The organism is Streptomyces dysideae (genome assembly GCF_001514305.1).
Taxonomy (GTDB): domain Bacteria; phylum Actinomycetota; class Actinomycetes; order Streptomycetales; family Streptomycetaceae; genus Streptomyces; species Streptomyces dysideae.
This window is the reverse complement of the sequence record NZ_KQ949075.1, coordinates 132,338-146,046: the sequence shown is the minus strand read 5'-3', so window position 1 is coordinate 146,046 and position 13,709 is coordinate 132,338. Positions and strand designations below refer to the sequence as shown.

The following is a 13,709-nucleotide window of genomic DNA, read 5'->3' as shown; positions in this document are numbered from 1 at the left end:
GGTGTTGGCGCTGGACATGTGAACATACATGATCGGTCCGGTCCGTTCGGGGCCGGAATCGATCGGTAAGGTGTTCGCATGACTACCGGGGTACGCCGCAGAATGGGAGTCGAGGAGCGGCGGCAGCAGCTGATCGGCGTCGCCCTCGAACTCTTCAGCCGGCGCTCGCCCGACGATGTCTCCATCGACGAGATAGCGTCCGCCGCGGGCATCTCGCGCCCGCTGGTCTACCACTACTTCCCCGGCAAACTCAGCCTGTACGAGGCCGCGTTGAAGCGTGCGGCGGAGGAACTGGCGGGCCGGTTCGTGGAGCCGAGGGAGGGGCCGCTGGGGGCACGGCTGCTGCGGGTGATGCACCGGTTCTTCGACTTCGTCGAAGAGCACGGGCCCGGTTTCTCCGCCCTGATGCGCGGCGGCCCGGCTGTCGGCTCGACGGCGACGAACGCGCTCATCGACTCCGTACGCCAGGCCGCCTATGTCCAGATCCTGTCGCATCTGCGCATCGAGAACCCGCCCGCGCGTCTGGAGCTCGTGATCCGCTCCTGGATCTCGCTGGCCGAGTCGACGGCGCTGATCTGGCTGGACGGCCGGCGCATCCCGCGTGCCGAGCTGGAGGTGCAGCTCGTGCACGACTTCGCCGCGCTGGCCGCGGTGAGCGCCGCGTACGACGAGGAGATGACCGCGCTGCTGAGGGGCATGCTCAAGGACGAGCCGGCCGACGGTTCGTTCAGCGACCTGGCGGCCCGGCTGATCTCCCTGGCGTCCTAGAACTTTCGGTAGGAGGGGTCGAGGTCGCGTACCTCGGCGGAGGCGTGCAGCGCGAGGCCCTCGGCGGGCTTCACGTACTGGCGCAGCAACTCCAGTACGGCCTCGGTGAGTTGGACCTTCGTCTCGTCGGTGCGGCCGGCCAGCAGACCGAGGGTGACGTGCACGACCGCATGGCCCGCGGTGTCGTCGCCGACCGTGGTGTCCTCGGTCCGGCGGAACTGCGTCTTGCACGCCGGCGGCTTCGCGGCCGCGATCTCCACGACGGCGGTGTGCAGGGCTCGCGCGAACCCGGGCCGGTCGAAGTCGTCCGCCAGCTGCTCCGAGTAGTCGACGGTGATCTGCGGCATGGGCACTCCTGTTCTAGGTCAACAGAAGTCACCCTAACCGCAACGCCAGCATCGCGATGTCGTCGTCCCGCTCCCGCCCGAAACAGCCCAGCAGGGTGTCGCACAGGGCGTCCAGGCCGGGCGGGGCGCCCGTGGCGGCCGTGCGGAGGTGGTGCAGGGAGACGGCGAGGTCGGTGCCGCGGGTCTCGATGAGGCCGTCGGTGACCATGAGGAGGCGGTCGGCGGGGGCGAGGAACACCTCGGAGGGCTCCGGCCGCTCCAGACCGAGCCCGAGCAGCGGACCGCACACCTTCACATAGTCGGCGCCGCCTCCTTCCCGCACGATCAGCGGCGGAATGTGGCCCGCGCTGGCGATCCGGGTGCGCCCGCTGCCGGGGTCGACCAGGGCCAGGCACACCGTGGCGGTGACGTCGGGGTGGAAGTGCTGCAGCATCCGGTCGAGCCGTTCGGCGAGCACGCCGGGGGCGCTGTTCTCGACGCAGAAGGCGCGCAGCGCGTGCCGGATCTCGACCATGACGGTCGCCGCGTCCAGCGAGTGCCCGACGACGTCCCCGACGGCGGTGAGCACCCCGTCGCCATGTCCGGCAGTCCGACGTCGACGAGCGCCACATCGGGCAGGACGCCCGCGTGCAGCCGTACGTCGAGCTCGACCAGCGCCTCGCCCGCGCTGGCGACCGGCACGACCCGGTGGCCGGCGCGGCTGAGCACGGCGACCATGGCATAGCGGCTGGCCGCCACGTCGTCGACGACCATCACGGTCGTGTCCGTCTGCTTGCCGTTGCCGTCCATCTCCGCCAGTCCGGGACCAAACACGGGTGGGGCGGCCCGTGACCGGGTCCGCCCCACCCAAGCTGGTGCCCTATCAGACGGCCCGGGAGAATACCGCCACAGTCCGCCCCGGAACGGCGAAAGTGCCCGATTCCTCCTGGTAGGCCGAGCCCTTGACGATAGGGTCCGCGCCCGAGGCCTGCACCGGGTGGAGCCGGTAGTTCCGGCCCGCGAGAGAAACGATCCGCTGCTCCTGCGTCTCCGGCGTCGCGTTGAACACGACGACGAGGTCACCGAGTTCCATGGTGATCACGCCGGGCGTCTCCTCCTTCCCGGACAGCGGGAAGGACAGCTTCGACTGGACCTGGCCGGCCGTGTCGAGGGAGAACACGCTCTCCGTCGTACGTAGCCTCAGCAGATCCTGATACGCCGCCGAGGTCCCCTCGATCTGCTCGCAGCCCACCTTCACCGTGCCCAACAGGGGCTTGGCGTACGGCCACTTGGACGCGTTGTCGGCCGCCATCGGCAGCCCCCGCCCGAAGCCGTTGCCGTCCGCGCACGTCCAGTGGATGGCGTTGAACCAGTCGCCGCTGTCGTAGGAGTTGCGGTCCAGGGACTTGGAGCGCAGCAGGTCGGTGCCGGCCTGGGAGAGCGCCGGGCCCTGCGAGAGGGTGGCCGTGGCCATGGCGAGGACCTGCATACGGGCCCGGTCCGCCGCCGACGTGCCCTTGGGCAGCTTGAAGGCGAGGGCGTCGAACAGCGACTCGTTGTCGTGCGCGTCGGCGTAGGCGAGGGCGTCGCCGGGCGCGTCCGCGTAACCGGCGGGAGCGCCGTTGTAGTCGACCTCGGCGCCGGTGACCTCCTTGCCGCCGGTGTCGGTGAAGCGGTACTTGGCGAGGTTGCCGGACAGCCCGACCTTGATCAGGTCCTGGTAGTGCAGCAGCCGGGCCCTCTGCTCCTCCGAAGTGCCGTTGCTCGTGGACGAGTTGGGGTCGGTGTACAGACCGGACGCGAACCCCTGGATGCCGGGGTCCTCGTCGAAGGGTCCGCCGCCGCGCACCGCGTCACGGGCCCGGTCGGAGAAGGTCGCGATCCCCGTCCCCGCCATGTTCTTCTGCGTGGCCTGCACGAAGCGGGCGTCGTCGGCGACCTCGCCGAAGTTCCAGCCCTCGCCGTAGAGGATGATCTTCTTGCCGTCGACGCCGTCCTTGGCGAGGGTCAGCGCGTCGAGCGCCTTCCGGACCGCCAGGATGTTGGCCTTCGGGTGGTGGCCCATGAGGTCGAAGCGGAAGCCGTCGACCTTGTACTCCCTGGCCCAGGTGACCACCGAGTCGACGACCAGCTTGCCCATCATGGCGTTCTCGGTGGCGGTGTTGGCACAGCAGGTGCTGTTCGCGACCGAGCCGTCGGCGAGAAGCCGCTGGTAGTAGCCCGGCACGATCCGGTCGAGGACGCTGGTCTCCGCCTGCCCGCCGGCCGCGGTGTGGTTGTAGACGACGTCCATGACGACCCGCAGACCGTCCTCGTTCAGCGCCTTGACCATCTTGCGGAACTCGACGGTACGGCGGGTGCCGTCCGGGTCTGTGGCGTACGAGCCCTCGGGGACCGTGTAGTGGTACGGGTCGTAGCCCCAGTTGTAGGCGTCCTTCGCGGCGATCTTCGCCACGCACTCCTGCTGCTGGTCGGAGTCGGCCGGGTAGGCGGCGAGATCGCAGTCGACGGTCGCCTGGTCGGACGGCTTCTCGGGGATGGTGGCGATGTCGAACGCCGGGAGGAGATGGACGTACGAGGTGCCCGATGCCGCCAGCTCACGCAGGTGCTTCGAACCGTCGCTGTCCTTGTCGGCGAAGGCCAGGTAGGTGCCCGGGTTCGCGGCCGTCCTGTCCTCGACCGAGAAGTCCCGGATGTGCAGCTCCTGGATCTGGGCGTCCTTCAGCGGCACGGCCTTGGGCTTGCCGAGACCCGACCAGCCGCTCGGGGCAAGGGACCTGTCGTTCAGGTCGACGACGAGGCTGCGCTCGGAGTCGGCGGTGAGGGCGACCGAGTAGGGGTCGGTGACCTTGTTGGTGACGACCTTCCGGACGCTGGGCGCCCAGACCTTCACGACGTACCGATAGGGCTTGTTCTTCCAGGACCTGGGGCCGGTGACGGACCAGACACCGGTAGTGTCGTTCCGCTTCATGGCGACGGTGGAGTCGCCGACCTCCAGCTTCACCGACTGCGCCGTCGGCGCCCAGACGGCCAGCGTGGGACGGCCGTCGCGGAAGGTCGGGCCGAGCTTGGCGCTCGCCGCGTCGTACAGATCGTCGAGTACGCCCGCGATCTGGACGCCGGTCGCGGCCTGCACGGCACCGTTGGCGGCACGCTGGGAGGCGACGACCTGACCGCTCAGGGCCTCACGCACCCGGTCGCGGTCACGCGGGTCGACGGTCCAGGCGGCGTAGTCCCCGAGGTGCGGGAACTTCGCCTTCTGGGCGTCGGTGAGGGTGGTCCTCGACAGCCGGAGCCACTTGGCGTCCCCGGTCAGCGCGCCGTCCTCGACCGCGATCGAACCGTCACGCGAGTACAGCAGCTGCGTGGAGGCGGCCGCCTCGGAGCCGTTCCAGGCGACCGTGTTCCGGTCGACCCAGACCGCCTTGGAGGTGGTCAGATCGAGGGCGGCCGCGGCGCCCGCGGGCTGCGGGAGCAGGTACTTCTCCTGGCCGTTCAAGAGCCACACCTCGTGCCCGGTGGCCTTGAGGTCCAGCGACTGGTCGGCGGCGAGGTCCTTCTCGTCGCCCTTGTGGATGATGTAGCTGAGGCTGGTGGCACCCTCGGTGAGCGGTACCTCGAAGACCGCGCCATAGGTATCAGTCTTCACCGGCTTCAGGGGGTTCGACCACTCGGTGGGGTTCGCGGCGCCCGTCCAGACGTGCAGACCCCAGCCGTCGTAGTTCCCGTCGGCGCGGTGGTAGTGCAGGACGGCCTTGGTCTTGTCCTGGGCGGGATACTCGGGCCGCTCGGTCCGTACGTCCGCCTTGCCCTGCTCGATCCAGACCTCGCCCGTCTGGGTGACGTCGATCGCGCGGTCAGCGGAGACGTCCTTGTTGCCGTCCTTGTCGATCACGAGGAAGCCGACGTTCGAGGCGCCGGGCTTCAGCTTGACGTAGGCGAAGGCGCCGTACGCGTCACGGCCGGTGAAGGGGTGACTGTCGGGCCACTCGGTGGACTCTCCGTCGGCGAGGTCGCCCCAGGCGTACAGGCCCCAGTCGCCGTAGTCGCCGTCGGTGCGCTTGTAGTGGACGATGGCGTGGTCACGGGAGGAGGCCGTGGGGGTCTCGGGAGCGGGCGGGGTGCCCGTGGTGGAGGCCGCCAGCGCACTCGCCGTGCGTCCCGCCGAGTCGATCACAACTGCCTTGTAGCGCAGGGCGGTTCCGGCCGGTACGTCGGTGCCGATGGTCTGCGTGACCTTGTACGGGGCGTGGTCGCCGGAGCCCAGGGTCCGCCACTTGCCGTTGCCGACCTGGGCGGCGAAGACCACCCTGTTCAGCTGGCCGCCGTCGACGTGGGCGGTGAGCTCGACGGTGCCGGTGGCGCCGGTGTCCGGGGCCTTGAGGGTGACCGTCGGCCGGGTGGCGGGCTTGGCGAGCTTGCCGGCGGCCTTGAGGACGACGGCGGTTCCGGCCGGGACGGTGACGGTGATCCTCTTGTCGGCGTCGGACTTGAGCGTGGCGTCCGTGCCGTGGATGCCGCGGAACGTCATGTCCGCCGAGCCGGTCGCGAAGGTCGCCGACTTCGCCTCGCCCGCGTTGTTGAAGGCGACGACGTACTCCGTCTTGTCAGTGCCGGTGCGGGAGAAGGCGTAGACACCGGCACCCTCGGCCGCGTACCGCTCGGTCTGGAGACCGTCCGTCAGCGCCGGGTTGGCCTTGCGGAGCTCGGCGAGGGCGGCGATCTGCTCGTACAGCGGCGCGCTGGTGTCGTAGGCGTCGCTCGCGTGGGTGCGGTCGGTGCCGAGCTGGTCGTCGTCGAGGTAGTCGGCGGTGCGGGACGCGAACAGGGTCTGGCGGGCGTCCTTGTCGCCGCCCGCGCCGGTGAAGCCCTGTTCGTCGCCGTAGTAGACGACGGGGTTGCCGCGGCTGAGGAACATCAGCTCGTTGGCGAGCTCGGCCTTCTTCACCAGCTCGGCGTCGGTCGCCTTCGGGTTGTCCTGGCCGAGGAAGTACCCGATACGGCCCATGTCGTGGTTGCCGAGGAAGGTGACCTGCTCGTACGCGTTCGCCTTGTCGGTCGTGTACTTGTAGTCGTCGCCGAAGACCGAGGCCAGCTTGCGTGCGCTGCCGCCCTGGGAGGCGTACTGCCGGGCGGCCTCCTGGAAGGGGAAGTCGAGCGTGGCGTCGAGGCGGCCCTGGGTGACGTAAGGCGAAGTGATGTTCGTGTCGGCGGAGTAGACCTCGCCGAACATGAAGAAGTCGTCACGCCCCTTCTTGGCCGCGTACGCGTCGAGGGCGGTGGCCCACTGGGTCCAGAACTCCATGTTGACGTGCTTCACGGTGTCGATCCGGAAGCCGTCGATGTCGAAGTCCCTGACCCAGCGCTGGTAGATCCTCCCCATGCCCTTCACGACCTCGGGACGCTCGGTCCACAGGTCGTCGAGGCCGGAGAAGTCGCCGTACGTGGTCGACTCGCCGGCGTAGGTGGAGTCGCCGCGGTTGTGGTACATCGTCGGGTCGTTGAGCCAGGACGGGACCTTGGGGTTGCTCGTGACCTTCGGCGTGCGCGGGAAGGAGTCGGCGTCGACCTCCGGGAAGTCGGCCGTGCCCGCGTAGTCCGCGTCGTCGAAGGGCTCGCCGTCCTTCGTCAGGTACGGGAAGGCGCCCTTGGCGAGGTAGTCGTAGGACTTCTCCTCGTAGTCGACGACGTCCGCCGTGTGGTTGGTGATGACGTCGAAGTAGACCTTCATGCCCTTGGCGTGCGCCTTGGAGATGAGGGTCTGAAGGTCCTTGTTGGTGCCGAAGTGCGGGTCGACCTGGGTGAAGTCCGTGATCCAGTAACCGTGGTAGCCGGCGGAGGCGTTGGTGCCCTCGCCCTGCACGGGCCGGTTCTTGAAGATCGGGGCCATCCAGATGGAGGTGGTCCCGAGGCCCTTGATGTAGTCGAGGCGCTTGGTCAGGCCCTTGAGGTCGCCGCCCTGGTAGAAGCCCTTGTCGGTGGGGTCGTAGCCGGTGGCGAGGCGGGAACCGGTCAGACCGCCCCTGTCGTTGCCCGTGTCGCCGTTGGCGAAGCGGTCCGGGAGGACGAAGTAGAACTGCTCGCGGGTGGCGTCGTGCCGGGCGGGTTCGGCGGCGAGTCTCGCGTCGGACGGGGGCGGGGGCGGGGTGTCCGCCTGCGCCGCGAGGGGCTGGACGAGTGCTGCGGCCAGTGCGGTCACGGTGACCGCAGCGACCCGTCCGGCATGGGTGGTTCGGCGCCTGGACGGCGCCGGCCATCTCGGTATCACGGATGGACTCCTTGCGATTGCGGCTCTCTTGGGTCCGACCCCGCGCGACCGTATCGCTGCCGAAACGCTTACAGCAAGAGTCCTGAAACATCCGGTAAGAACTTTCAGCAGTTGGAGTTGGTGGGTCAGCAGCCGAGCTGCCTGGGCAGGATGCTGTGGGCCCGCGCGGCCAGCGCGGTCCCGCCCCACGCCACCACCAACGGAGGGCGGGGTCAGTGACCGTCACTCCCCCGCGTACCCCGCATGGTCACCTGCACCAGACGTGGTCACGAGGGGTCAGAAACTGCTCTCGCGTAAGTGTCCATGAGTGTTCTTTAGGTATCACGAGTGTTGTACGATCTTGCGCATGAACCTGACGGAATGGGCACGCGTGCAGGGGATTGCCCCGCGTACCGCGTATCGCTGGTTCCGTGAGGGCACATTGCCGGTACCTGCGGAACGCGTGGGACCGCGTACGATCCTGGTGAACATCGACGCGAACACCTCACCCTCCGTGACCGGTGGTGCAGGTCTGTATGCCCGCGTCTCCTCGCACGATCAGAAGTCGGACCTGGAGCGGCAGACCGCTCGCCTGTCGGCATGGGCGGCGAAGGCCGGGCAGAAGGTCGTGCGGATCGAATCCGAGATCGCCTCGGGCATGAACGGCTGCCGCGCGAAGGCGAGCCGGCTGCTGGCCGACCCGGCGGTGACCACGGTCGTGGTCGAGCACAAAGACCGCCTCGGCCGGATGAACGTGGAGCTGATCGAGGCCGCCCTGTCCGCGACTGGTCGCCGACTCGTCGTCCTTGATGACGGCGAAGTCGAAGACGACCTGGTCCGGGACATGGTGGAGGTGCTGACGTCGTTCTGCGCCCGCCTGTACGGCCGTCGGTCGGCGAAGAACCGGGCGAGGAAGGCTCTCGAAGCGGCGGCTGCCGATGAGTGAGCCGAAGAAGAAGCAGCTCCGCACCATCGACGCGCCGTTCGTCGTGCTCGGGCCGTCCGGGGTGGCGGTACGCGACCGCCTCAAGCATCTCACCGACGTGGACGACAAGGTGTTACGGCTGGTCGGTGAACACCTCGGACGCCTCGCCTCGCTGGACCTCAAGAACCGCTGCGCTGACGGCCTGGACCACAACAGCGACACGTGGGCCGCCCGGAAGCAGGGCCTGACGGCCGACTCCTCGTCCCGGTGGGCCGGTTCGATCACGAAGGCCACTCACGATCAGTGGGCGCTGTCCCGCCGCTGTCAGCTCGCCCACATCCAAGGGCTTGAGGCCGGTGTGCGGACACTGATGCACCGCCTCTCCCAGCCGATCGGGGAGAAGGGCACCAAGCGGGCACCCGGCGGATACCGCAGTCGGGGCGAGTGGTTCAACAAGTCCCGCCGTCTGACGACCCTGGAACACCGCCTGGACGTGGCCCGCGCTGAGCGTGAGGCCGGTGTCGTGCACGTCGCGCGCGGCGGCCGGCGCCTCCTCAACAACCGTCACAACCTCGAAGCCGCCCAGCTCACCGCCGAGCAGTGGCGTGAGCGGTGGGAAGCCGAACGGTGGTTCCTCGCCGCCGACGGCGAGTCCGGCAAACGCTTCGGCAACGAGACCATCCGCGTCACGCCGGATGGCGAGGTCAGCATCAAGCTGCCCGCCCCGCTCGCCCACTTGGCCAACAGCAAGCACGGCCGGTACGTCCTCGCCACCCGCGTGCAGTTCCAGCACCGGGGAGCCGAGTGGCGCGACCGGATCCAAGACAACCGGGCCGTGGCCTACCGTATCCACCTGGACGTGGAGCGGGGCCGCTGGTACCTGACAGCGTCGTGGACACGACCCGTTGTCCAGACGATCCCGCTTCCAACGGCGCGGTCTGAGGGCATGGTCGGCGTGGACACCAACGCCGACCACTTCGCCGCCTACCGGCTCGACCGGCACGGCAACCCGGTCGGCGACCCCAAACGGTTCTTCTACGACCTGTCCGGCAGCGCAGATCACCGTGACGCCCAGGTCCGGCACGCCATCAGCCGGTTGCTGCACTGGGCCGACCGGTGCGGCGCCAAAGCCATCGGCCTGGAGAACCTGGACTTCGCCGCCGAGAAGAGCCGCGAGAAGCACGGCAGACGTAAGCGCTTCCGGCAGCTCATCTCCGGCATCCCCACCGGCAAGCTCAAGGCCCGGCTCGTGTCCATGGCGTCCGAACACGGCCTGTCGATCGTTGCCGTGGACCCGGCGTACACGTCGATGTGGGGCGATCAGCACTGGAAGAAGCCCCTCACCTCGAAGAAACGAAAGATGTCCCGTCACGATGCCGCCGGCATCGCGATCGGGCGACGCGCCCTCGGGCACCCGATCCGGCGACGGACGGCACCGCCCCCGCAGCACCAGAGCGATGCTGCTGGGCATCGGACCGCCCAGGCCGGACCAGGCCCACGAGGGCGTGAAGGAACCCGCCCACCCGTCACGGAGCGTGCACACGATGCACGCAGCCGGACGGGGACACAGCGAACGCGGGAGACCAGCGCATCCAACACCGTTCGGGATGCGCGCAGTTCCGGGAGCTGGCAGCAAATGTCACTCCTGGACACTGTTCAGGAACGGTTGAGACAGCTCAGCAGTTCGACTTGCCCGCGTAGATAGCGAGGGCCGTGTTGGCACCCAGGGTCGCGGTGAACTGGCCGCTCGAATCCACCGTCACCGTCGTGTTGCTCTGCACGTTGCAGTACGTCCCCGCGGGCAGCGACGTCTGGTACGTCCGGCTCAGCGAGCCCGACTCGTGGTTGATCGCGACGTAACCCTTGGCGCCCCGGCCGAAAGCGATCGCGTCGGCGCCGTTGTCCCACCAGTTGGTGACGGCCTCACCGCGCGTGGCGTTGCGGAAGGCGACCATCGACTTGATCTCCGGCCAGGCGTGCTGGCACTTCCAGCCGTCCTGCCAGCAGGCGTTGACCGTACCGCCGTTGGGCGGGCCGGCGTCCGTGTCGGAGAACTCGTAGCCGGAGTTGATGTCGGGGGCGCCGTAGGGGTAGGCGAGCATGAAGACGTTGGCGAGGGTGTAGTTGGCGTTGTCCCTGTAGCTGAGCGTGGAGCCGTTGCGCTCGGTGTCGTGGTTGTCGACGAAGACGGCCGCGACCGAGCTGTTCATGTAGCCCCAGCCCTCGCCGTAGTTCTTCAGGTAGGCGAGGTTCTCGCTGTTGAAGACGCGCTTGAGGTCGTAGGCGTAGCGGAACTCCTGGACGTCGCCGTTGCCGGTGTACTCGGTCGGCTGGACGGCCTCGCCGCTGCCGTGGATGGCCTCCTGCTTCCAGTACACGGAGGAGTTGCTGAGGCGCGACTTGATGTCGGCCAGGTCGGCGGCCGGCATGTGCTTGGCCGCGTCGATGCGGAAACCGTCGACGCCGTAGCCGAGCAGGGTGTCCATGTAGCCGGCGATGGCCGAGCGGACGTACTCCTCGCCCGTGTCCAGGTCGGCGAGGCCGACGAGTTCGCAGTGCTGGACGTTCCAGCGGTCCTGGTAGTTGCTGATCTGGCTGGTGCAGTCGTCGAAGTCGTAGGACGAGTACAGGCCGGGGTAGTTGTACTTCGTGTACGACGAGCCGCCGGTGCCGGTGCCGCTGCCCGCCGACATGTGGTTGATGACGGTGTCGACGACGACCTTCACACCGGCCGCGTGACACGTGTCGACCATGCTCTTGAAGGCGGTGGCATCACCGAGCCGACCGGCGATCCTGTAGCTGACGGGCTGGTACGACGTCCACCACTGGGCGCCCTGGATGTGCTCGGCGGGCGGGGAGACCTGGACATAGCCGTAGCCGGCCGGGCCGAGGGTGTTGGTGCACTCCTTGGCGACCGAGGCGAAGTTCCACTCGAAGAGGACGGCGGTGACGTCCTTGGTGCCGGGCGGGGAGGCGGAGGCGGAGGCGGTGGCGCCAGGGGCCAGCACGACTGCCGCCGCGGCGGCGAGCGCGGTCGCGGAAACGGACCATCTCGATATCACAGGCGTGAACTCCTTGCGGTTGCGGCTCAGTTCGGGTCCCCCCTGCGCCGCGGCGCGGCTTCGTTGCCGGGCGCCGGCGAGAACGTACCGCTAACGAAAGGTTTACAGCAAGAGACTTGAAACACACGGCAAGAAGTTGCAGCACCCGTCTTGACGCGCCCTTGCCAACTGCCGCATGCTCACGAGTTGTTGAATCCCTGACCTCCAGTCAGGACATACAACACCTGCGGCTTCCCCCACTCGACGAACCGCTCGACGGGCGTGGCGCCCAGGGATTCGAGCAGCCGACGTGAGCGCAGATTGGCCTCCTGCGTCACGGCCACGGCGTCGGCCCCCGGCACGCCGGACGGCATCCAGAGGACGACGGCCGCCATCGCCTCACGCGCATAGCCGCTCCCCCAGTGTTCGGGGAGCAGTTGATACGAGATCTCGGTACGCCCGTCCCGCGCCCCCGGCTCCACCAACACCGACCCGATGACGACCCCGTCCTCCGCACGCACCACGCTCAGCAGTCCCGGGAGACCCACGATCCGCTCCCCGCGGACGCGGACGACCTCCCCGGGGACGGGGCCGCCGAGGTGGCGGCGTACCTCGGGGTCGGTCCACAGGCGGGTGTGGGTCGGGATGTCCGGCGGTTCGACGGGGCGCAGCAACAGGCGTTCCGTCGTGAGCGATAGGGGCCATTGCATGCTGACGATCATGCCAAGCCGATCGCGCCGCACTGTGCGACATCCCGCGAGTTCCCCGTCGTGGCCGGTCGCACTTCACCGGACTGAAGACCGGCCCGGAGCGTCAGGAAGACATCGCAGCGCGGTCGGACTCACTGCGAAGGACACAGAACTCATTGCCTTCGGGGTCCGCCAGGACGGCCCAGCCCGCGCCGCCGGGCTTCCGGCGATCGGCGACGAATGTGGCTCCGAGGTTCAGCAACCGCTCGATCTCCTCCTCGCGCGAGGTCGTCGGTCGCAGGCACAGGTGGATCCGGTTTTTGCTCACCTTCGGTTCCGGCACCTGGTTGAAGTGCAGCAGCGGGCCCTCCGGCAGCAGCACCTGGGTCTCACGGTCGCCCGGTCTGTCCTGCGGATGCAACGGGCAACCGGTCACCTCGCTCCAGAACCGAGCCAACCCATAGGCATCCGCACAGTCGATCGCCACGTTCTGCACCACCGAGATCATGCACCTGAGCCTGCCTGAGCTCCGTTCGGTCCGCTACCAAATTGGGCCCGGGCCCGGCCCGCGCACCCCCGAGGGTGAACCGGCTGCCGCCCCGGCGTGACGGGTTGGCTCAACCGGGGGCCGTGGACGACGGTGCTGTTCCGCACGATCGTCATCTCGCGGGGACGGGGCTCCCCCGCGACGGAAACTCGGATGCGGGTGCCGCACGGCCACCCCTAGGCTGCGCTCGCGGGAGGGCGAGGCGCCGTATCGACCGTCAGTGGATCGGAGATGCACAGGGTATGACCAGCCAACTGTTCGCGATCTGCTTCAATGCGACCCGGCCGTCGGGCCTGGCGCGGTTCTGGTCCGGCGTCCTGGGCTGGGAGTTGGCCGCCGGTCCGGACGACGACGTCGCGATCCTGCCCCCTGACACCGCCGGGTTCCGCATCCGTTTCCTGCCGAGCCAGGAACCGAAGACCGGCCAGAGCCGGGCGCACTTCGACCTGACGAGCACCTCCCCAGAGGATCAGCAGCAGACGGTGGCCAGGGCGCTGGAACTCGGCGGAAAACACATCGACGTGGGCCAACTCCCGGAAGAGGGGCATGTGGTGCTCGCCGATCCGGACGGCAACGAGTTCTGCGTCATCGAGGCGGGCAACAAGTTCCTCGCCGACACCGGCTTCATCGGAGCGCTGGCCTGCGACGGTACACAGGAGGTCGGTTACTTCTGGAGCGAGGCGCTGCGGTGGCCGCTGGTCTGGGACCAGGACCAGGAGACCGCGATCCAATCGCCGAACGGCGGTACGAAGATCACGTGGGGCGGTCCTCCAGTGGCGCCGAAGACGGGCACGAACAGGCTGTACTTCGAGCTGGCGCTCCCCGCCGAAGCGGACTGGGAGGCCGAGGTCGACCGCCTGATCTCGCTCGGCGCGACGCGCACCGACATCGGCGAGCGCGACGGCGGCCGAGTGCTGATGCTCGATCCCGACGGCAACGAGTTCTCTGTACGGCTTCCCGCAGGTGTCCGGTCATCTTCAGGAGCGGCCACGTCTAGGCACTCCGATCGGCCTAACGACTGACCATCACACACCTCGAACGGCTCCGTGTCGACCGCCGGCTCGAAGAGGCCCTCACCCACGGCTCCGACCCGCTTCACCTCGCCCTCGTCTTCGGCATCGACGAGAAGACCGCCATCCGCTACGCGGAGTTGGCACGTGTGCTTC

Annotated in this window: 10 protein-coding genes and 1 pseudogene; 5 read left to right on the top strand and 6 right to left on the bottom strand. The window is 68.6% G+C overall.

The window, feature by feature from the left end:
• Positions 1 to 78: 78 nt before the first annotated feature.
• Entirely contained in the window at positions 79 to 768 is a 690-nt protein-coding gene (locus tag AQJ91_RS00610) for a TetR/AcrR family transcriptional regulator (protein WP_107122309.1), read from the top strand.
• Here the strand turns inward: AQJ91_RS00610 and AQJ91_RS00605 are convergent.
• Complete coding sequence (locus AQJ91_RS00605; RefSeq protein WP_067014541.1) at positions 765 to 1,115, bottom strand: 5-carboxymethyl-2-hydroxymuconate Delta-isomerase; 351 nt, start codon at positions 1,113 to 1,115, stop codon at positions 765 to 767. The genes AQJ91_RS00610 and AQJ91_RS00605 overlap by 4 nt on opposite strands.
• 28 nt (positions 1,116 to 1,143) lie before the next feature.
• Positions 1,144 to 1,689: pseudogene (locus AQJ91_RS00600) on the bottom strand (PP2C family protein-serine/threonine phosphatase); the annotation flags it as partial.
• A gap of 53 nt (positions 1,690 to 1,742) precedes the next feature.
• Between AQJ91_RS00600 and AQJ91_RS54275 the strand changes: the two are divergent.
• Complete coding sequence (locus AQJ91_RS54275) at positions 1,743 to 1,946, top strand: hypothetical protein (protein ID WP_199847834.1); 204 nt, start codon at positions 1,743 to 1,745, stop codon at positions 1,944 to 1,946.
• 31 nt (positions 1,947 to 1,977) lie between these two features.
• On the opposite strand, the gene pulA is transcribed toward AQJ91_RS54275, so the two are convergent.
• A complete protein-coding gene (pulA, locus tag AQJ91_RS00595) occupies positions 1,978 to 7,362 on the bottom strand; it encodes a pullulanase-type alpha-1,6-glucosidase (RefSeq protein ID WP_067014538.1) in 5,385 nt (1,794 codons plus the stop codon).
• Positions 7,363 to 7,708: 346 nt separating this feature from the next.
• Between pulA and AQJ91_RS00590 the strand changes: the two genes are divergently transcribed.
• Together AQJ91_RS00590 and AQJ91_RS00585 are read left to right on the top strand one after the other, a co-directional pair.
• The gene (locus tag AQJ91_RS00590) at positions 7,709 to 8,287 is read left to right on the top strand and encodes an IS607 family transposase (protein ID WP_067014536.1); all 579 of its coding nucleotides are present in this window, start codon (positions 7,709 to 7,711) and stop codon (positions 8,285 to 8,287) included.
• Complete coding sequence (locus AQJ91_RS00585) at positions 8,280 to 9,971, top strand: IS200/IS605 family element transposase accessory protein TnpB (protein WP_067014533.1); 1,692 nt, start codon at positions 8,280 to 8,282, stop codon at positions 9,969 to 9,971. The genes AQJ91_RS00590 and AQJ91_RS00585 overlap by 8 nt, the downstream gene beginning before the upstream one ends.
• Here the strand turns inward: AQJ91_RS00585 and AQJ91_RS00580 are convergent.
• The 3 genes from AQJ91_RS00580 to AQJ91_RS00570 form a co-directional block, all read right to left on the bottom strand.
• On the bottom strand, positions 9,943 to 11,328 hold the full coding sequence (locus tag AQJ91_RS00580) for an alpha-amylase (protein WP_199847817.1): 1,386 nt from the start codon (positions 11,326 to 11,328) through the stop codon (positions 9,943 to 9,945). The two genes, AQJ91_RS00585 and AQJ91_RS00580, sit on opposite strands and share 29 nt — an antisense overlap.
• A gap of 179 nt (positions 11,329 to 11,507) precedes the next feature.
• Positions 11,508 to 12,017, bottom strand: coding sequence for a GNAT family N-acetyltransferase (locus tag AQJ91_RS00575; protein WP_234381770.1), 510 nt, complete (start codon positions 12,015 to 12,017; stop codon positions 11,508 to 11,510).
• Positions 12,018 to 12,120: 103 nt separating this feature from the next.
• Positions 12,121 to 12,504 carry a VOC family protein gene (locus AQJ91_RS00570; protein WP_067014527.1) on the bottom strand — a complete coding sequence of 128 codons (384 nt, stop codon included), beginning with the start codon at positions 12,502 to 12,504 and terminating at the stop codon, positions 12,121 to 12,123.
• Positions 12,505 to 12,785: 281 nt separating this feature from the next.
• On the opposite strand from AQJ91_RS00570, the gene AQJ91_RS00565 reads away from it, so the two are divergent.
• Positions 12,786 to 13,565, top strand: a complete 780-nt coding sequence (locus AQJ91_RS00565) for a VOC family protein (protein ID WP_107122308.1) — start codon at positions 12,786 to 12,788, stop codon at positions 13,563 to 13,565.
• The last annotated feature ends 144 nt before the right edge of the window (positions 13,566 to 13,709 follow it).

What these genes read in the sequence shown, in the direction of transcription:
- AQJ91_RS00610 (WP_107122309.1), top strand. Translation starts at nt 79, where the DNA reads ATGACTACCGGGGTACGCCGCAGAATGGGAGTCGAGGAGCGGCGGCAG.
- AQJ91_RS00605 (WP_067014541.1), bottom strand. Translation starts at nt 1,115, where the DNA reads ATGCCGCAGATCACCGTCGACTACTCGGAGCAGCTGGCGGACGACTTC.
- AQJ91_RS00590 (WP_067014536.1), top strand. Translation starts at nt 7,709, where the DNA reads ATGAACCTGACGGAATGGGCACGCGTGCAGGGGATTGCCCCGCGTACC.
- AQJ91_RS00585 (WP_067014533.1), top strand. Translation starts at nt 8,280, where the DNA reads ATGAGTGAGCCGAAGAAGAAGCAGCTCCGCACCATCGACGCGCCGTTC.
- AQJ91_RS00575 (WP_234381770.1), bottom strand. Translation starts at nt 12,017, where the DNA reads ATGCAATGGCCCCTATCGCTCACGACGGAACGCCTGTTGCTGCGCCCC.
- AQJ91_RS00570 (WP_067014527.1), bottom strand. Translation starts at nt 12,504, where the DNA reads ATGATCTCGGTGGTGCAGAACGTGGCGATCGACTGTGCGGATGCCTAT.
- AQJ91_RS00565 (WP_107122308.1), top strand. Translation starts at nt 12,786, where the DNA reads ATGACCAGCCAACTGTTCGCGATCTGCTTCAATGCGACCCGGCCGTCG.